The sequence below is a fragment of the Bradyrhizobium sp. 1(2017) genome (assembly GCF_011602485.2).
Classification (GTDB): domain Bacteria; phylum Pseudomonadota; class Alphaproteobacteria; order Rhizobiales; family Xanthobacteraceae; genus Bradyrhizobium.
The window spans coordinates 3176948-3195629 of record NZ_CP050022.2 but is presented as its reverse complement, the minus strand read 5'-3'; the positions used below and the strand labels follow the sequence as shown (position 1 = coordinate 3195629).

Sequence of the window (18682 nt, the reverse complement as noted above, 5' to 3'; positions counted from 1 at the left end):
CCATTGCGAACCGCGGCAATTTTTCGCGTATCAGCGGCCGACGAATTTCGGCGGGCGCTTGCCGTTGAAGGCCTCGACGCCCTCCTTGAAATCCTCCGACTGGCGCAGACGGCTGTAGCAATGGCCTTCGAGCTCGATCGCAATGGCGAGCGTCGAATCCTCGGTGTCGTTGAGGAGCTTCTTGGCCGTGCGCTGCGCCAGCGGCGAGAAGGTGCGGAGCTCGTCGACGAGCTTGTCGGTCGCCTTTTCCAGCTCGGCATCCGGCACACATTCGGTGGCAATACCCCACTCGAGCGCCTGCTTGGCCGAGATGCGCTTGGACCGCATCACGATGTCCTTGGTGTGGGTGATGCCGACCATCTTCTGGAGACGCGCCGAGCCACCCGATCCCGGGATCTGGCCGAGCTTCTGCTCCGGCAACGCGTATTGCGTGGTCTCCGACGCGATGCGGAAGTCGCAGGCGAGCGACAATTCGAAGCCGACGCCGAAGCAATAGCCGCGGTTGGCGACGATGACCGGCTTTGCGCAGCGCGCCGGCGCGGCGATGTTCCAGGCGAGCTTGGAGACGTGCTCGGGACTCGCCTCCATGAAACCACCGATATTGCCGCCGCTGGAGAAGTGCTCGCCCTCGCCGCGCACCACGATGACGCGCACCCGCGGATCCTCGTCCAGCGTCTCGAAGGTCAGCCGCAGCTGGTCGCGCTGGGGCATCGCCACGACATTGTAGGGCGGCCGGCCCAGGATGATGTCGGCGCGCTCATGCGCCTCGTCGATCTCGACCTTGAACCCGTCGAGCTTGGCAAGCCGGGGATCGGCAAACGTGTAGGGTGACGGCATTTTGTGCTTCCTTCTGTTGATGGGCGATGTTCAGGCGGCGTCCGACGGCGGCATCCGCTCGGCCTCGTATTCTCCGGCGACGAGCAATCGCCGCAGCAGCTTGCCGACGGGCGATTTCGGGATCGCATCGACGAAGACGTAGCGGCGCGGCCGCTTGAAATTGGCGAGGCCCGAGGTGCGACAGAACTGCTCCAGCTCGACCTCGGTGACGACGCGATTGCGTTTGACGAACGCGGCGACGACCTTGCCCCATTTCTCGTCGGCGACACCGACCACCGCGACCTCATCGACGGCGGGATGCAGCGACAGGCAGCTCTCGATCTCGACCGGCGAGACGTTCTCACCGCCGGTGATGATCATGTCGTCGACACGGCCGGTGACGAAGAGGTCGCCGTCGGGATCGACGAAGCCGGTATCACCGGTGAAATACCAGCCCTCGCGCAGCGATTTGGCGTCGGCCTCGGGACGACGCCAATAGCCTTCGAAGGCTTCGTCGCCGGCAAGCGTTGCGATGATCTCGCCCTCCTCGCCGACCGCGGCGAGCTCTGCGATCGAGCGTGCGCCGATCCGCACGACCTTGACGTGCTGGTTCAACCCGGCCTTGCCGGCCGATCCGGGCTTGGCCGCAGCGTTCTGGTCGATCGTAAACGTGTAGATCTCGGAGCTGCCGTAGTGATTGACGAACAGCTCCGGCTTGAACGCCCCGTTCAGCTTCTTCAACAGCCCATCGGTCATCGACGCGCCGGCAAAGCCGAGCTTGCGCACGCTGGAGACGTCGGTCCCGGCGAAGGCCTCGTGATGGACGAGGTCGTGATAGAGCGTCGGCACGAGATACAAATTGGTGATCTCCTCCTTCTCGATCAGCGACAGGGCCTGGCGGCTGTCGTAGCGCGGCAGGCAGATGAAGCTTCCGCCGATCAGCGACATCGCCAGTAGCGAGCGGACGCCCATGGTGTGGTAGAGCGGCATCACGCCGAGCGTACGCTCGCCGCGGCCGTAGAGGTTCTGCGCGACATGGGCAATCGCGGCGGCGCGTTCCGCACGATGCCGGCGCGGCACGCCCTTCGGCCGTGACGTCGTGCCGGACGTGTAGAGCATGATCGACCATGCATCGGCACCGACACGCGGCTCGGCATCGGGCGCACTGTCCTTGATCAGTTCGGCAAAGCTGGTCCCCTCCCCCGTCCCGGGATCGACGGACGCGCGCAGCAGCTTGCCTGATAGCGCCGAGCCCTGCACCGCCTCGGCGGAAATGTCTTGATAGAAGATCGCGCAGGCCTCGGCATTCCCGATGCAGTAGTCGAGCTCGTCGGCCTTGGCGCGCCAGTTGATCGGTGTGATGACGAGGCCGGCGAACTGACAGGCCCAGTGCAGCGTCGCCGCTTCCCACCGGTTCTGCAGCAGCGTGACGACGTGATCGCCGGGCTTAAGGCCGAGGCGCTCGAACGAAGCCACGAGCGCGGAGATCTTGTCGTACCACTGCCGGTAGGTCAGGCGCAGTTCGCCGTCGACCAGCGCGATCGCCTGGGGATCACGCGCGGCGCTGGCAATGAAACTGCTGGCGAGATCAAGCATTTGACGTCTCTTCTTTGGATGAAGCGAGCTCCGCGGCGGCTTCGAGCGCCGCGCGGATGATCGGGGTGTAGCCGGTGCAGCGGCACAGATGCCCGCTGAGGAGATCGCGGATCTCCGTCTCGGTCGGCGTCAGATTGCTGCCGAGGTAGAGGTCGAGTGACATCAAGATGCCGGCGGTGCAGAAGCCGCATTGGAGCGCGTGGTTGCGGCGGAAGGCCTGTTGCAGCACGCCAAGCCGGTCGGCAGACGGCGCGAGCCCTTCGACCGTCCTGACCTCGCAACCATCGACCTGCGCCGCGAGCGTAAGGCAGGATCGCGTCAGCATGCCGTCCACGATCACCGTGCAGGCGCCGCAGACACCGTGCTCACAGCCGACATGCGTTCCGGTCGCACCGAGCTGGTGACGCAGGAAATCGGAGAGCGGCATGCGCGGCTCGGCTTCCCCCTCGACCGGCTTGCCGTTCAGCATGAAGCGAATGGGATGGCGGCGATCGGACTCGAGACGGGTCATTGCAGCACCTCGCCGATCAGGTCGCGGCCGATCATGCGCACGAGATCGCGGCGGTAGCGCGCGGTGGCATGGACGTCGTCGCGGGCGCCGAGGTCGTAGGCAAAGGCGTTGAGGGCGTCGTCGAGGGCGTCGCCCTCGAGCCGCGGCCAGTCGCGGGCGGTCGGAACATCGGCGACGCCGCCGACGGCGAGACGCACGCCCGTCGGCGTTTTCATCGCGGCACAGGCGACGATGGCGAAATCGCCGTGCCGGCGCGCGACTTCGCGGAAGGCGAAGCGCGATCCCTTGACGACTGGAAGCGAGATGCCCTCGATCAGCTCGTCGTCGCTCCGCGCGGTCAGCATCATGCCGGCGAAGAAATCCCTGGCCGCGACGCGGCGGCGGCGCCGGGCGCTGCGCAGGTGCACCTCGCCGCCGAGCGCGACCAGGGCGAGCGGCATCTCCGCGCTGGGATCGGCATGCGCGAGCGAGCCGCAGATCGTGCCACGGCTGCGGGTCTGCACATGCCCAACCCACGGCAGCGCCAGCGCCACCAGCGGCAGCGCCGCGGCCAGATCCGGCCACGCCAGCAGATCGGCCTGGCGCACGCCGGCGCCGATGACGACGGCATCGCCTTTCCGCTCGATCTGGCGCAATTCCCCGATGCGCATGATGTCGATCAGCAGCTTCGGCTTGGCGAGGCGCATGTTGAGCATCGCCATCAGCGACTGCCCGCCGGCGAGCACGCGGGCGTCTCCGCCCTGCTGCGCCAGCCCTTCGAGGACGTCGCCGACGGTTTCGGCGCGGAGATAGTCGAATGCGGGGGGCTTCATCGGCGCCCCCCGAACAGGCTGGCCACCTTCGCGAGCAGTGCGAACAGCGAGAAGCCTCCGCCCGTCGCACCGCCGCCGCCGGCCTTGCGGGCGAGCGCGGTGAAGAACTGGCCGATGATCACCCGCGTCGCGCCATCGAGCAGGCGGCCGCCGATGCTCGCGACCTTGCCGCCGATCGCAGCGTCGTAGCTGTAGGTCAGTTTCGTCCCGCCATCGCCGTCGGGGGTGAGCGTAATCCGCCCCTCGGCACTGCCGAAGCCGAGTGCGCCGGTGGCGCCTCCGCGCAAGGTGACTGCGCGGGGCGGGTCGAGATCGAACAGTTCGACGTCGGCGCGATAGCGTCCCGTGACGGGACCGATGCCAAGCGTGACGTCGGCGCGGAAATGCGTGTCCGTGACCTTGTCGACGCGCTGACAACCCGGAATGACGGATTGCAGCGTGGCGGGATCGAGCAGCATCGCCCAGACCTGCTCGGGTGCACCCTTGACCGAGGCCTGCCCTTCGCCGCGCAGCCGCCGGTCGCTTTCGCGCGCGGGCGCGGCCGCAATGCCCCCTGCGGGGGGCGGCGGCTCGGCGCCGCGCACCAACTCGGCAAGGCGTGCCGGCACCAGCGGCAAAGTGACGTCCGCAACGCCGAGCGCATCGGCGACCGCGTTGGCGAGACAGACCGGCGTCGACATGCAATTGCCTTCGCCGACACCTTTTGCGCCGAGCGGCGTAAATGGCGACGGCGTCTCCATGTGGATGATTTCGGGCTCGGGCACCTCCGTCGTGGTCGGCAGCAGATAATCGGCGAGCGTTCCCGTGAGGAAGCTGCCATCGTCGGCGTAGGCGTATTCCTCGTACAGCGCAGCACCGAGCGCCTGGGCGAAACCACCGCGGATCTGGCCGTTGACCATGCCGGGATGCAGGATGGTGCCGCAATCGTGCATGGTGACGTAACGATCGATCCGCGTCTCAAGCGTGGTGCGGTCGATCTCGACGCCGCAGAAGTCGAAGATGAAGCCGTGGCAGAGCGAGGAATTGATGCGATCGTCCTCATCGGGCGGGGTCAGCTCGGGCGGCGTCCAGAACACGGTTTCGCGAATGGTCTGGCCGGCATCGTCAGGCAGCGAGCCCGGCGACCAATGGCTGAGCGCGGCGACGCGCGAGAACGCGATGCGGTTCTCCGGATTGTGCCTGGAGGCAACGAAGCCTTTCGCGAACACGATGTCGGCGGCCTCGACATTGAGCTGGCTCGCGGCAATACGGGCGAGACGCCCGGCAACGCGTTCGGCCGCGAGCTTCGCCGTGCCCGCCACCGCCGCGGCGAAACGGCTGGCGTAGTTGCCTGACGCGATCGACCAGGCGTCCTTGGCGGTGTCGATCTCGGTGTTGACGCGAATGTCCTTGGGCTGGAGGCCGAAGACGTCGGCGACGACCTGCGACAGCACGGTGCGATGACCCTGCCCCTGCGGCACGGAAGCGACGTGAACGGTGACGCTGCCGACCGGATCGAGCCCGACGGTCGCGGTCGCCTGCGCACCGTTCTTCGGCCCGGCCTTGCGGCGCTCGGCCGCCGTCAGCACCGTCGTGATGTAGCCCATGTTGGACACGCTGGGCTCGACCACCGCGGTGAAGCCGATGCCGTAGAGTCGGCCATGCGCCCGCGCCTCGTCGCGCCGCGCTCTCAGCTCGGCAAGCTTGCCCTGCTCAACCGCACGCGCGACGGCTTCCCGATAATTTCCGGAATCGAGCAAGGCGCCGGTCGCGGTGCGATAGGGAAATGCGCCCGCATCGATCAGATTGCGCTTGATGACATCGAGCGGATCGAGCCCGAGGCCAATCGCGATCCGCTGTACCAGCCGCTCCAGCGCGAAATAGACCTGCGGCCCGCCAAAGCCGCGATTGAGGCCGGTCGGCGTCTTGTTGGTGACGACGACACGGTTGCGGATCCTGACGTGGCCGATGTCGTAGGCGCCGGTCAGATTGCCGTGCATGCGATAGAGCGTCGCCGGCTCCGGCGCGCGCAAATGAGCGCCGCAATCCTCGACCTGGTCCCAGTCGAGCGCGAGAATCTTCCCGTCGGCCGCGACCGCCGCGGCCAGGGTCGTCGCGCGGTTGGTCGCCGAGACCGATGCAGTGAGATGCTCGAGCCGGTCCTCGATCCACTTCACCGGCCGTCCTGTGACGCGCGCGGCGGCGGCGATCAGCACGATGTAGGGAAACACGCCCTGCTTGACGCCAAAACTGCCGCCGGACTCCGGCGGCGTGCGCAACCGCAGCCGGTTGCCCGGCACTTTGAGGGCGCGCGCGATCACGGTGTGGATGCTGAACGGACCCTGGAAATTGGCGATCACGTCGTAAGCGTCCTCGCCGGCATCGTGCGAGGCCACGACGCCATAGGTTTCGATCGGCGTGCAGGAATTGCGGGGATATCTGATGTCGATGGAAAAGCGATGCGGCGCGTCCGCAAAGGCCTTTTCGGGATCGCCATAGCGGAAGGCACGGTCGCTGGCGAGATTGCCGGGAAAGCCGTCGTGCAGCACCGGCGCATCAGGTGCGATCGCGCCAAGCGGATCGACGACCGCGCCACGCGGGCGGTATTCGACGTTGATCAGCTCGGCCGCGTCCTCGGCGCGGGCGCGGTCGGTGGCCACGATGACCGCGACGGGCTCGCCGACATAGCGCACACGGTCCATCGCGATCGGCCAGCACTCGACCGGCGCCTTCACGCCGACGACGAGGCTCGTGGTGACGGCCTTGACGTCGCGGCCGGTCAGAACCGCCGCAACGCCCGGCAGCCGGCTTGCCGCTTCGACGTCAATCGAGAGAATGTCGGCATGTGCGTGCGGCGAGCGCAAGATCGCGGCGTGCAACGTGCCGGGCTGAACGCCGAGATCGTCGATGAAGCGGCCACGGCCGCTGAGCAGCGCAGCGTCCTCGACGCGTTCGATCGAACGCCCGACCCATGCCGTCTCGCCACTCTGATCGACTGAATTTGCGGATCGAACCGCAGCCTGCACCATGTCCCGGCAACCCTCCCGACGCGTTCTTTGACGCGACGGTGACGTTTGTCAGGACGGGGATGCAGGGCCCATACCGCCCGTTCTCACGACTTACCAAATCGTCTCATTTGCAGGCGCGTGCGGCGCAAAATCAACCCGCAAGACGCGAGACGTTGCGAAACTCGCGCGGGCTGACCCCGGCGTGGTCACGGAAGAAGCGCGTGAAATGCGCGGGCTCGGGGAAGCCAAAACGCTCGCTGAGCTCGCCAAGCGGGGTGTCCTCACGCATCACCGCATCGAGTGCACGCTCCATGCGGACGACGTTGAGATAGAGTTTTGGCGAAACCCCGAGCGAGGTCTCGAACAAGCGGAAGAACTGCGCGCGCGACAGGCCCGCGCCCTTCACGAACTGGTCGACGTTGCCATAGGAGTCGTGCGTCCGCATCGCGTCCATGGCGCGCCGGATCCGCCAGTCGCAGCTCACCGCGCTCATGCCGCGGATCGAGGTGGGAAAACTGCGCCAGGGGGTGAAACGCTCGATCACCGCGATCATGAGGTCCGACAGCGTCTGCTCGTGTGTGCGCACCGCATCCGGGTTCGCCATCATTTCGGCCGCAAGATGCAGGGTGAGCTGGCGGATGCGCGGCGACACTTCCCCGGACGGCCGCTCGAAGAAGCCCGGCGCGCCGCTCGCCGCCCATCCGGGACGGAACTCCTTCAGCCATTCCGGCTCGATATAGAGCGCCATGATGAGCGTGCGCGGACGGTTGACGTCGTGCACATAGGCGTGCGGCTTCCAGCCGTCGACGAGGACGGCGGCGGTGTCCGTCAGCGGCGTGGTCTGGTCACCGACCAGGAACTGGGTGTCTGCGCCCTCGACCTTGAGCAGCACATGGCAGTGATGATGGGCGTGGCGGACCAGCGAACGGTCCATGTCGAGCAGAGCGACCCTGCCGAAAGCGCCATGAGCGATGCGCAGGGCCGTCGACATCAGTTTGTTCCTCCCAGCATTGCGCTGCAAAATGATTGGCTTGTTGGCGCGGCACTATACGCGGCCCCCGCTTCATATTCCAACGGCGCAAACGGGCGCAAGTCACTCCCGGGCGGTAATCGGCTCATGACCGCGCCTCGGCCAGCAATCGCGCGACGGCCGCGCTCGGGTCGGCCTGCAGGGCCATCGCCAGATCGACCTCCTCCTCGCCCTTGACGCGGATGCGCTTGAACGCGAGCTCGGGTGCGCTGAGCGGCGCGGTCGCATCGAGGCCCATCTTGGCGCTGACGCCGTTGTCGGTTGTCGGATCGAGCTTCGAGCCGAGCGCGCCCGCGACCACCATGAGGTCGCGATCGGCCTGGAAGCGCGTCGCGACCGCCCACTCGATCTCCTCGGGCGAGGAGATGTCGACGTCCTTGTCCACCACAATCACCTGCTTGATGTCGTAATGTGCACCGAAGGCGCACATCATGACGTTCTTCGGCTCGCCGTCATTGGCCTTGTCGATCCTGATCGCGAGATGATAACGGCAGGTGCCGCCGCGCGTGAGGCGAACGTCGAGCACGTTGGGAAAACTGCGGCGCAGATGCTGGAGCAGCGTCGCCTCGCGCGGCACGCCGCCGAGGATCAGATGCTCGAAGCCGCCGCCGACGATGGTATGGAAGATCGGCGCCTTGCGATGCGTGATCGCATCGACCTCGATCACCTCGCGATTGGCACGCGGGCCGTAATATTGGGGAAACTCGCCGAACGGCCCTTCGGGCTCGCGCACGCCCTGCAGGATCCGCCCCTCGATCACGATCTCGGCGTGGGCGGGCACACGGACCGAATTGGTGCGGCATTTGATGACGTCCACCGGCGAGCCCAACAGCGCCCCGGCAATCGCCATCTCGTCCTCGTCGAGCGCCGCGATCGCCTGCGAGGCCAGCAGCAGCGCCGGATGCGCGCCGATGACGATTGCGATCTCCAGCGCCTGCCCCAGCTCTTCGGCGAGGCGATAATAGGAGAAAGTGTGCCGCGGCAGCAGCAATACGCCGATACGGTTCTTGCTGCTGATCTGGCAACGATGGATCGAGACGTTCTGCACGCCGGTCTTCGGATTACGGGCGATCAGCAATCCCGCCGTGATGTAGGGACCGCTGTCGCGTTCATTGTGCTTGGGCACCGGAAGCTGGCGGAGCAAGTCGACGTCTTCATGGACGACCTCCTGCACCGGCCCGCTCGGCACCTCATGGGTCGGCAGCGGGTGGCTCGCAGCGGCGAGGAAGTGCGGCAGCAACTGGTCTTCGGTGACGCCGATGGACTCGGCGACCCAGTCGCGGCCGGCAAAGAGGTTGGCGACGACGGGAATCGCGTGGCCGTCGGGGCGCGGAAACAGCACGGCGCTGTCGCGCTCCAGCCGCTTGGCGATTGCGGCGAGCTCATCGGCCAGCCCGATGCCCTCGCGAGCAACGGCGAGCTTGCCGCGCTCGGCGAGATAAGCGAGCCAGCCACGCAGGTCAGCTTGCGCCTTGGCGCTCTTTCCGGCCGGAGTTTCCATTTGCATGTAGGATCTTTCTTCAGGTCTTCAGATCAGGGCGCGATCTTGCGCAACGTCGGCGAACGGCGCTTGAGCGCCTCGTCCTCGCCCCAGCGGCGCACGACGCCGATATCGATGTCGAACAGGTCGAGCACGCGGCCGACGGTGTGCTCGACCATGTCTTCGAGGTTCTCGGGCTTGGCGTAGAAGGCCGGCATCGGCGGCGCGATGATCGCGCCCATCTCGGACAACGCGGTCATTGTCCTGAGATGTCCGGTATGGAGCGGCGTCTCGCGCACCATCAGCACCAGACGTCGGCGCTCCTTGAGGACGACGTCGGCGGCACGGGTGAGCAGCGTCGTGGTCACGCCCGAGGCGATCTCGGACATCGAGCGCATCGAGCACGGCGCCACGATCATGCCGGCAGTGCGGAACGACCCGCTGGAAATCGCCGAGGCCATGTCGTCGATCGCATGGCAGACATTGGCGAGTTCCCTCACCTCCGCGATCTTCAGGTCGGTCTCGTAGGCAAAGGTCAGCTCGGCGGTCTTCGACATCACCAGATGCGTCTCGACGCCGGCGTTGCGCAGGAGCTGAAGCAGGCGCACGCCATAGGTGACGCCGGAAGCGCCGGAAATGCCGATGATCATCCGCTTGGGCGTTGAGTCCTGCATCTGTCTGATTTTCGCTCCCTGGGACATGCCCGCCGCGAGACTAGGTAATCGCATCCATCAGCACAAATAATGATTGATTATATCATCAATCATCTGAAATGATGATTTGGAGCAATATCGTCTACCGAAGGACAGGCCCCGTGGAACTCAGGCAGATGCAATATTTCCTGTGCCTGGCCGAGGAGAAGAACGTCACCCGGGCCGCACGCCAGCTCAACATCGTGCAGCCGGCGCTGAGCATGCAGATCGCGAAGCTCGAGGCCGAGCTCGGTCAGAAACTGTTCGACCGCAGCGTCCAGGGCATGACGCTGACCAGCGCCGGCGAAGCCTTGGTGCGCCTCACGGCGCCGATCGTTCGCGATGCGGAGCATGCCCGGCAGGAAATGGCGCAGCTCGGCGGCCGCATATCGGGCCGTGTCTCAGTGGGGCTGATCACTTCGGTCGCGCAGAGCACCATGGCGAGCTCGTCGGCGACGGTTGCCCGTCGCTATCCCGAGATCATGCTCTCCGCGTGCGAAGGCTACACCGAGACGCTGATCGACTGGGTCAATAGCGGTCAGCTCGATTTTGCGCTGATCAACGTGCCGCGCCGAAGGACGCCGCTCGCCGCCCATCACATCATGGACGAGGAGATGGTGTTTGCCTGCCGGAAGGACGGTCCGATCCGGCCGCCCGCCAAATTGCGCTTCGATCACATCGCGAATGTCGACCTCGTGTTGCCCTCCAAGCGGCACGGCCTGCGACTGATCCTGGACGAACATGCCGCCGCAATCGGCATCGACCTGCACCCGCGGCTCGAGCTCGACACCCTGCCCGCCCTCTGCGACGTCATCGCGACCACCGATTTCGCAACGGTGCTGCCGACCATTGCGCTCCGGCAATCGCTCGCCAGCGGGACCATCCGCGCCCACCGCTTCGACGCGCAGGGGATCGTGCGCTCGATCGCCTGGGTGCATCACCCGCGACGAGCAGTGTCGGTCGCGGCAAAAGCCGTGCTCGACGTCATCAGCCACGATCTTGCGCACGCAGCGAAAGCGGCGTGGGAATTCGCGGAGCCGCACGCCCGGGGCACGATCTCGCCGTCCCGAAGAGGACGTCGCAAGCCGCGGAGCAAGGCGGTCACCTGATCTGCGAATTGCCCGCCGGACAAGTTGCCGCGCCACTGCAAAATGAGACGGGCTGGTAAGTTTTGAGACGAGCCGGCATGACGGCCTCATCGATCTGCCAACTATGGTTCAGGCGCAGAAAATCGCGACCTGGCGCTCATCCGGACGACGCTCGTCCCAGACGGTTCCATGGCTCGTGGAATAAGACACAGTCGGGAGATTCGTCCGGGATGCCAAGGTTCGGTCGCAGCAATTTCACGGACATCACGGCGCCGGCCGCTGAGGGGTTTCGCCCCGACCGCAGGTCTTTGCTATCGCTTGGCGCAGGCGCGTTTCTGGCCGCCGGGCTCCGTCCGACACAAGCGCAAGACTATCCCGCACGACCCATCCAGATGCTCGTGCCCTTTGCCGGCGGCAGCGCGAGCGACGTGATCACACGCATCCTGCTCAACCGCATGTCCGCGTCAGTCGGGCAGGCCTTCGTGGTCGACAATCGCCCCGGCGCCGGCGGCAATATCGGCACGGCGGCCGCAGCGCATGCAGCCCCCGACGGCTACACGTTGCTGATGAGCACCTCCGGCCCATTGGCTGCCAACAAGTCGCTCTACAAGGAGCTGCCTTACGACCCGTTGAAGGATTTTGCCCCGATCGGCCTGTTCGCCACGTTGCCGAACGTCATCGTGATCAATTCGAGGCTGCCGCCGAAATCCCTGCCCGAGCTGATCGACTACGCCAAGGCTCACCCGCGAGAGCTGAATTACGGGACGGTCGGCGTCGGATCGTCGCAACACCTCGCAGCCGCCTATTTCGAGCAGCTGACGGGCACCGAACTCACTCACGTTCCCTACCGCAACATTGCCGCTTACACGCCGGATTTCATCGCGAGCCAGGTTCCGCTGGGCTTCCAGCTCTTGCCGAATGTCATCGGCCTGATCAAGAGCGGCGATGCGCGCCCGCTCGCTGTTGCCAGCGACAAGCGCCTGACAGCGCTGCCGGACGTGCCGACGGCGGCGGAGGCCGGCCTTAAGGAATACGAAAGCGCGGCGTGGCTCGCGCTGCTCGCCCCAGCCGGCACCGGCAAAGCCGTGATCGACAAGCTCTATGCCACCATGGTCGAAGCCGCGAACGATCCGAAGGTTCGCGCCCTCTTCGTGGAGCAAGGTGCCGAGCCGCTGGTGATGGACTCACAAGCGCTGAAGGGTTTCATGACCGCGGAAACCACGAAATGGGCCGGGATCATCAAGAGGATCGGCATCGAGCCGATGTGATTCCCCGGGCTCTACGCAGCCTCTGCACGACCCGCCCCCATGGCGCGGAAGTTCAGGACCGTCAAGCTCCAGCAGCGCACATAGCTTGCTGCTGTTCGCGGTCCTGCGCATTTGACCCTCGTGGAGTCCTTGGATAGGTTGCGCTCAACCTCCAACGTCAACTCATGCGAGCCACGACCAAGGTGAGCGCATTCGACATTGCGACCAGCAAGGCTGCCGATTCCGCATCGCCAATGGTCTCCAGCTTTCGACGCTTTACCGTCGGATTCATTGGATTTGTAGCGATACCGCCGCTCGCCCTCTCCGCGCTCATCCTACTGGTCGATCCCTACTACGTGTTCGGAACCCCTGACATTCCGGGGATCAACGTCGTACGGCCGCGCTACGAAAACCACGATCCGGCCGTGAAGCCTTATCAGGTGCGGCGGATCAAGCCTGACGCAGTCACATTGGGAAGCTCCCGCGCCGAGGTCGCGCTCGATCCGCAACATCCTGCATGGAACGGCAAGAATGTCTTCAACTTCGGCCTGCCTTCGGCCACCAGCTACGAGGTCATGCTGGCGTTTCTCCACGCGCAATCGGTCGCGCCACTCAAGCAGGCCGTGATCGGCCTCGATTTCTTCGGCTTCAACATCTTCTTCCCGCGCGACCAGGCATATCTGGAGGGGCGCTTCTCCGGCGACGGGGTTCGGGCCTTCGCCGATTTTCTGACGGCCGAGCTTGCCAAGCGCCGGCCCGATCACGCCGGCCAATCTTCTGCTTCCAGCGCGCCACGCGTGTCCGGGGAATCGGCGCACACAGAGGCGCAGCCGGCGCCTCCCACGGAAGCCTCCACGGACCCTGATTGCAAGACGCTCGACCGTGAGAAGTGCCTACCAGCCGGGACGGCGGAGAACGATCCCCCGCCAGGCTGGAATGAAGCGCTCTATCTTCGACTTTATCCGGATGTTGCCGCCGAAGTCCGGCGAGGCACCTTTGTCAGCGGCTATCACCACTATCTTGCTGCCGGACGCGCGGAGGGTCGGCAGAACGGAGTGCCGCCACCCGGCTGGAACGAGGCGCAATATCTTCGAATCTATCCTGACGTCGCCGCCGAAGTTCGACGAGGCACCTTCGTTAGCGGCTATCACCACTATCTTGCGGCCGGGCGCGCCGAAGGCCGACAGGACGGCACGCCGCCGCCCGGGTGGAACGAAGAGCTCTATCTGCGCGTGAATTCCGACGTGAGAGCGGAGGTCGCTCGCGGCACCTTCGTCAGCGGTTATCACCACTATCTTGCCGCCGGCAAGGTGGAGCGTCGCGAGGGCGGTTTCATCCCGAAGGCATGGAACGACGCGCGATATCTGCAAGTCAACCGCGACGTCGAATATCAGGTCTCGCAAGGACTCTTTCTCAACGGGTATCACCACTATCTTGCTGCCGGACGCGCGGAAAAGCGCATGGGCGGCTTCCTGCCCGATGGTTGGAACGAAGCCAACTATCTCTCCAAGAATCCCGACGCGCGCATTCGATTGGCGCTTGGCGAATACAGCGACGGTTATTCGCACTACGCCGCAGTCGGCCAGAAACAGGGACTGACGGGCGGGTTTCCGCCCGCCGATTTTTCGGACGCGCTCCTGTCGCGTTGGCAGGCGCTCGGAAGGGCGGCGTTTCAGATCGGAGAGCTATTCCACCTAGTTTTTTCGACAACCGCCGTGAACGACGCGATCGCAACCCTTCGCGGGCAATCGGAGCCTCCGACATTCGACGGCCGTGGCATGCGCATTTGGGATTGGCAAGACGACAACATGCGCAAGAACGGTGGAAACGGCCAGATTTTGCGTAACAACGTTCTGAGCTGGCGGTGGTACATCTGGCTTATGCCGCCGCGATACATGTACTGCTTCAACAACCCCGACTGCTCTACTCCGCCTTCACGTACTACACCGGCTTCAAGGTCAATTCCGGCGAGTACAAGCTGATGGGGCTTGCGCCCTACGGCGAGCCGAAATACGCGCAGCGCATCCTCGACTCGCTGATCGACCTGAAGGCTGACGGCTCGTTTCGCCTCGACATGTCGTATTTCGATTATTGCACCGGGCTGACGATGACCAATGACCGGTTCGCCAACCTGTTTGGCCAGCCGGTGCGCTCGCCGGACGAGTTGCTCACGTCCTTCCACATGGATATCGCGGCCTCCATTCAGGCCGTGCTCGAGGAGGCGGTGCTTCGTTTGACCCGCAGCCTTGCAGGCCAGACCGGCGCACGCAATCTGTGTCTTGCCGGCGGCGTCGCACTCAATTGCGTCGCCAATGGCAAGGTGCTGCAAGACGGCAAATTCGATTCGATCTGGATTCAGCCGGCGGCCGGCGACGCCGGCGGCGCAGTTGGCGCTGCACTTGCAGCCTACCATCAGTTCAGACAACAACCGCGCCATGCCGTGGCCGGCGACGGCATGTCCGGCGCCTTTCTCGGTCCTGAATTCCCGCAGGACGTGATCGAGCAGCGGCTACGCGCCGCCGGCGGCCGGTTCGATGTGCTCAGCGAAGATGCCATGATCGAGGCGACAGCGGTGGCCCTGGCCGACCAGCTCGCGGTCGGCTGGTTTCAGGGCAAGATGGAATTCGGTCCGCGCTCGCTCGGCGCACGCTCGATCCTGGGCGATCCGCGTTCGCCTTCCATGCAGAAGAACCTCAATCTCAAGGTGAAATATCGCGAAAGCTTCCGGCCGTTTGCACCGGCGGTTCTGCGCGAGGACGTGGCGGATTGGTTCGAGCTCGACGGCGACAGTCCGTACATGCTTCTGGTTGCCGGCGTGAAGGCCGACCGGCGTCACTTGATGAGCGCGGACGAGCAGGCCTTGTTCGGCATCGACAAGCTCAATGTGGTGCGCTCGACGATCCCCGCCGTGACGCATATCGACTATTCAGCCCGAATTCAGACGGTGAGCGCCGACACCAATTTGCGCTTCCATCGCCTGCTGTCACGCTTCAAGGCGATGACCGGATGCCCGGTACTGGTCAACACCAGCTTCAACGTCCGCGGCGAACCCATCGTCTGCACGCCGGAGGATGCCTTCCGCTGTTTCATGGGCAACGAGCTCGACATGCTGGTGGTCGGCAACTGCATCTTGAGAAAAGAGCAGCAGGACCCCGCCCTCAAGCGCGACTACAGTTCCGCCTTCGCGCTGGACTGAGCTCTGGCGCGAAGCCGGTCAGGCCGGGCCTGATGTCAGGCGCATTCGGAAGAATGCGATGATCTCGTCCCGGGCTGCAAGCGTGGGCTGACCCGCCTCATCCACGAGATCGACCGTGACGACGCTGTGGGGTGTCTTGACGAACTGCGCGAAGAACGGTGGCCTGGGCCCGGTATTCGCGGCCGTGTCAGGCAGGACGCGACCGATGAAGCGCTCGCCGAGCGCGGCCTGATAGGCGGCAAACCGTTCGGCGCGGCAGAATGAATCGCCCGCAAACCGATAGGCAAGGACGGTGAGGTCCTCTCGTTCGAGCCGTGAGCGGATCTGCGAAAGTTCGTCGGCAGAGCTCTCGATGCCGGCGGGATTGTCGAGCGGGAGGGACGGCTGGGACACCACTGGAGCCAGCACGGCCTGATCCAGCATCATGTTCAGCGCGAAATTGCCGGTGAAGCACATGCCGATGGCGCCGACGCCCGGGCCGCCGCTCTCGTCGTGAGCCAGCCTCGCGAGCGCCCGCAACCAGTTCGACACAGGGCTCGATGATCCGCCGCCGAGCGCGCGGAATTCGGCGCTGACGCAGGCGCGCTTGAAAACGCCGGCCGCAGTCTCCGCGTCGGGAACATCGCCATCCCTTCCGAACAGAGACGGCATGTAGACGCGGAATCCGGTGTCACGAACCCAGCGGGCGAAACGCGCAACGTGCGGGCTGATGCCCGGCATCTCCGCCATGACGATGACCGCGGGTCCCCGGCCCGCGACATAGACCGGCTTTGTCGCGGCCTCCAGCGAGAGCATCCGCTGCTCGAAATCGGATAGATCGTCGGGCTTCAGCAGCGCATCGCTCATGTCGTCCTCCGGAAAAGGTTGCGCGAACGGTATTTCCCGGGCATTGATGTCGACAAGTGTCAAAAATGCCATTGATCGGGTCGATTTTGCCATGCCGCTCATTGACGTCCTGGTGCTGGAAGGCGCCTCTGCGGCCAGTGTCGCCATCACTTTCGAATTGATCGGAGCGGCCAACGGCATACGCGCAAGGGCCGGACGGCCGCCCTGCTTTGACGTGAAAGTCTCCGGCTCCGGGGCAAAATGGGCAACGCGGCTTGCACGGCTGCCCTCAAAGGGAAACGCCAACAGGCCAGCAGACGTGGTGATCGTTCCCGGGCTGGCCTGGATGGATGAGCGGCTCGTTCGCGAGGGTTTGCAGCGACGGGATGCCGCCACGGCCAGGAAGGCCCTGCAGGCGGCGTTTCGATCCGGAGCCGAGATTGCCGCCTCCTGTTCGGCCGTCTTCCTCGTTGCGAGCACGGGACTGCTGGATGACCGCCGCGCGACCACGACCTGGTGGCTCGCGCCCCTGTTTCGGGAGCTGTTTCCGAAAGTGACGCTCGACACGGATGCGATGGTGCTGACCGACCGTCGCACGACGACCGCCGGCGCGGCGATGGCTCAACTGGACCTGATGTTGTCGATCATTGCCCGCCATGCCGGACCTGATCTTGCGGACAGCTGCGCCCGTTTTCTGTTGCTGGACTTGAGGCAATCGCAATCCCGCTATATGGCGCTATCCTTCCTCACCGCCGCTGACGATCGCGTGTCGCGAGCGGAACGCTGGGCACGGGCGCGACTGCACCGGACCTTTACGATCTCCGAACTTGCAAAGGCCGCGGGACTGGGTGCGCGCACCTTTGCGCGCCGATGCCAGCGCGCCACCGGGCTTTCGCCGGTGAGGTTTCTCCAGAAGCTGCGCGTCGACAAGGCGATGGAGCTTCTGCAGACCACGCGCCTTGGCCTCGACGACATCGCGGAGAAGGTCGGGTATGCCGATCCCTCTACGCTTCGCAGGCTTTTGCATCGAGAGAAGACGCCCGGTGCGCGGGCCCTGCGTGCCGTTCGCAAACGGGACAATGGGGCCGCGCCTTCGACGCATGGAGCACGGCGAAATGCAAGGCGCGGGGCGTCCGGCCAGCGCTGACGGTCCGGGCTCAATCGGAGCTTGACGTCAGCGCGGCTTGAGAAGCTCGCGCGCGACGATCAGCTTCTGAACCTCGGTCGCACCTTCATAGATGCGAAGCGCGCGGACTTCGCGATAGAGGCTTTCGACGATCTCGCCTTTACGCACGCCGCGGCCGCCGAACATCTGCACCGCGCGGTCGACGACGCGCTGGGCGGTTTCGGTGGCAGCCAGCTTGGCCATCGCCGCTTCGCGGGTGGTCGGAAGCTTCTGGACGTCCCTGCGCCATGCGGCGCGATAGGTCAACAGCGCCGCGGCATCCGTTTCAGTCGCCATGTCACCGAGAGCGGCCTGGGTCAGTTGCAGGTCGGACAGTGTCGTCCCGAACATGCGCCGCGTCTGCGCGTGAAGTCGCGCCTCCTCCAGCGCCCGCCTTGCAAAACCCAGCGCGGCAGCGGCGACCGAGGCCCGGAAGATATCGAGGGTTTGCATCGCGATCTTGAACCCGCCGCCCGGCGCCCCGAGGCGGCGGCCGGTCGGAATGCGGCAACCGTCCAGACGCAGCGTCGCCAGCGGATGCGGCGCGATGATGTCGATGCGCTCGGCGACGCTGAAACCGGGATCATCCGGAAACACCGCGAAGGCCGAGATGCCGCGCGCGCCAGGCGCCTCCCCGGTTCGCGCGAACAGCGTGTAGACGTCGGCGATCCCGCCATTCGATATCCAGGTCTTCTCGCCGTCCAGAACGTAGCTGTCGCCGTCTTCGCGCGCCGTGCACGTCATCGCCGCCACGTCCGAGCCCGCCTCCCGCTCCGAAAGCGCGAAGGCCGCCAGCCATTCGCCGGAACGGACTTTGGGCAACACCGCGTTTCGCAGTTCCTGCGAGCCGGCAAGCGCAATGGCGCCGGATCCGAGCCCCTGCATGGCGAAGGCGAAATCGGCAAGACCGTCGGCATAGGCGAGCGACTCGCGCGACAGACAGATCGAGCGGGAATCGATGCTCGTCACGTCGCCGTCGGGCGCTGCGACCGCGCAGTCGAGCAGCCCCGCCGCGCCGAGCGCACGCACGAGCTTGCGGCATGCGCCGTCGACATCGCTGTGATCGACCGCATCAAGTCCGCCCTGCGTGACGAAGCGATCAAGCGCCTCGCAGACGGCGCGATGACGCGGCTCGAAGAACGGCCAGTCCAGCCAGTCGCGGAAGATTGCCTTTGCCGGTGAGCTCATCTGTCGCTCCACAAGATCGGGGGTCTGCCGCATGCAGCAATGGGGATCG

General features: G+C 65.4%; 14 protein-coding genes and 1 pseudogene. 5 read left to right on the top strand and 10 right to left on the bottom strand.

The window, feature by feature from the left end; genetic code table 11:
- Nucleotides 1-30 precede the first annotated feature (30 nt).
- The 8 genes from HAP40_RS14790 to HAP40_RS14755 form a co-directional block, all read right to left on the bottom strand.
- A complete protein-coding gene (locus tag HAP40_RS14790) occupies nucleotides 31-837 on the bottom strand; it encodes an enoyl-CoA hydratase/isomerase family protein (protein WP_166817116.1) in 807 nt (268 codons plus the stop codon).
- Between the two features lie 30 nt (nucleotides 838-867).
- Nucleotides 868-2412: an AMP-binding protein gene (locus HAP40_RS14785; protein ID WP_166817117.1), complete on the bottom strand. Its 1545-nt coding sequence runs from the start codon at nucleotides 2410-2412 to the stop codon at nucleotides 868-870.
- Entirely contained in the window at nucleotides 2405-2923 is a 519-nt protein-coding gene (locus HAP40_RS14780) for a (2Fe-2S)-binding protein (RefSeq protein WP_166817118.1), read from the bottom strand. The genes HAP40_RS14785 and HAP40_RS14780 overlap by 8 nt, the downstream gene beginning before the upstream one ends.
- Entirely contained in the window at nucleotides 2920-3735 is an 816-nt protein-coding gene (locus HAP40_RS14775; RefSeq protein WP_166817119.1) for an FAD binding domain-containing protein, read from the bottom strand. Before HAP40_RS14775 ends, HAP40_RS14780 begins: the two co-directional genes overlap by 4 nt.
- Nucleotides 3732-6743 carry a xanthine dehydrogenase family protein molybdopterin-binding subunit gene (locus tag HAP40_RS14770; RefSeq protein WP_166817120.1) on the bottom strand — a complete coding sequence of 1004 codons (3012 nt, stop codon included), beginning with the start codon at nucleotides 6741-6743 and terminating at the stop codon, nucleotides 3732-3734. Before HAP40_RS14770 ends, HAP40_RS14775 begins: the two co-directional genes overlap by 4 nt.
- Nucleotides 6744-6873: 130 nt before the next feature.
- Nucleotides 6874-7713, bottom strand: coding sequence for a helix-turn-helix transcriptional regulator (locus HAP40_RS14765; protein WP_166817121.1), 840 nt, complete (start codon nucleotides 7711-7713; stop codon nucleotides 6874-6876).
- A 124-nt stretch (nucleotides 7714-7837) separates the two neighbouring features.
- Complete coding sequence (locus tag HAP40_RS14760) at nucleotides 7838-9259, bottom strand: UbiD family decarboxylase (protein ID WP_166817122.1); 1422 nt, start codon at nucleotides 9257-9259, stop codon at nucleotides 7838-7840.
- Nucleotides 9260-9285: 26 nt separating this feature from the next.
- Nucleotides 9286-9906: a UbiX family flavin prenyltransferase gene (locus HAP40_RS14755; RefSeq protein ID WP_166817123.1), complete on the bottom strand. Its 621-nt coding sequence runs from the start codon at nucleotides 9904-9906 to the stop codon at nucleotides 9286-9288.
- A gap of 155 nt (nucleotides 9907-10061) precedes the next feature.
- On the opposite strand from HAP40_RS14755, the gene HAP40_RS14750 reads away from it, so the two are divergent.
- The 4 genes and pseudogenes from HAP40_RS14750 to HAP40_RS14735 form a co-directional block, all read left to right on the top strand.
- Complete coding sequence (locus HAP40_RS14750; protein ID WP_166819504.1) at nucleotides 10062-11033, top strand: LysR family transcriptional regulator; 972 nt, start codon at nucleotides 10062-10064, stop codon at nucleotides 11031-11033.
- Between the two features lie 209 nt (nucleotides 11034-11242).
- Entirely contained in the window at nucleotides 11243-12280 is a 1038-nt protein-coding gene (locus HAP40_RS14745; protein ID WP_166817124.1) for a Bug family tripartite tricarboxylate transporter substrate binding protein, read from the top strand.
- Between the two features lie 182 nt (nucleotides 12281-12462).
- Nucleotides 12463-14241: a hypothetical protein gene (locus HAP40_RS14740; RefSeq protein ID WP_166817125.1), complete on the top strand. Its 1779-nt coding sequence runs from the start codon at nucleotides 12463-12465 to the stop codon at nucleotides 14239-14241.
- A pseudogene (locus HAP40_RS14735) lies at nucleotides 14178-15455 on the top strand (carbamoyltransferase); the annotation flags it as partial. The gene HAP40_RS14740 and the pseudogene HAP40_RS14735, both read left to right, overlap by 64 nt.
- A gap of 18 nt (nucleotides 15456-15473) precedes the next feature.
- Here the strand turns inward: HAP40_RS14735 and HAP40_RS14730 are convergent.
- On the bottom strand, nucleotides 15474-16301 hold the full coding sequence (locus HAP40_RS14730) for a dienelactone hydrolase family protein (RefSeq protein WP_166817126.1): 828 nt from the start codon (nucleotides 16299-16301) through the stop codon (nucleotides 15474-15476).
- On the opposite strand from HAP40_RS14730, the gene HAP40_RS14725 reads away from it, so the two are divergent.
- On the top strand, nucleotides 16300-17427 hold the full coding sequence (locus tag HAP40_RS14725) for a GlxA family transcriptional regulator (RefSeq protein ID WP_208024778.1): 1128 nt from the start codon (nucleotides 16300-16302) through the stop codon (nucleotides 17425-17427). The genes HAP40_RS14730 and HAP40_RS14725 overlap by 2 nt on opposite strands.
- A 27-nt stretch (nucleotides 17428-17454) precedes the next feature.
- Here HAP40_RS14725 and HAP40_RS14720 read toward each other — a convergent pair whose 3' ends face one another.
- Nucleotides 17455-18633 carry an acyl-CoA dehydrogenase family protein gene (locus tag HAP40_RS14720; RefSeq protein ID WP_166817127.1) on the bottom strand — a complete coding sequence of 393 codons (1179 nt, stop codon included), beginning with the start codon at nucleotides 18631-18633 and terminating at the stop codon, nucleotides 17455-17457.
- Between the last annotated feature and the right edge of the window lie 49 nt (nucleotides 18634-18682).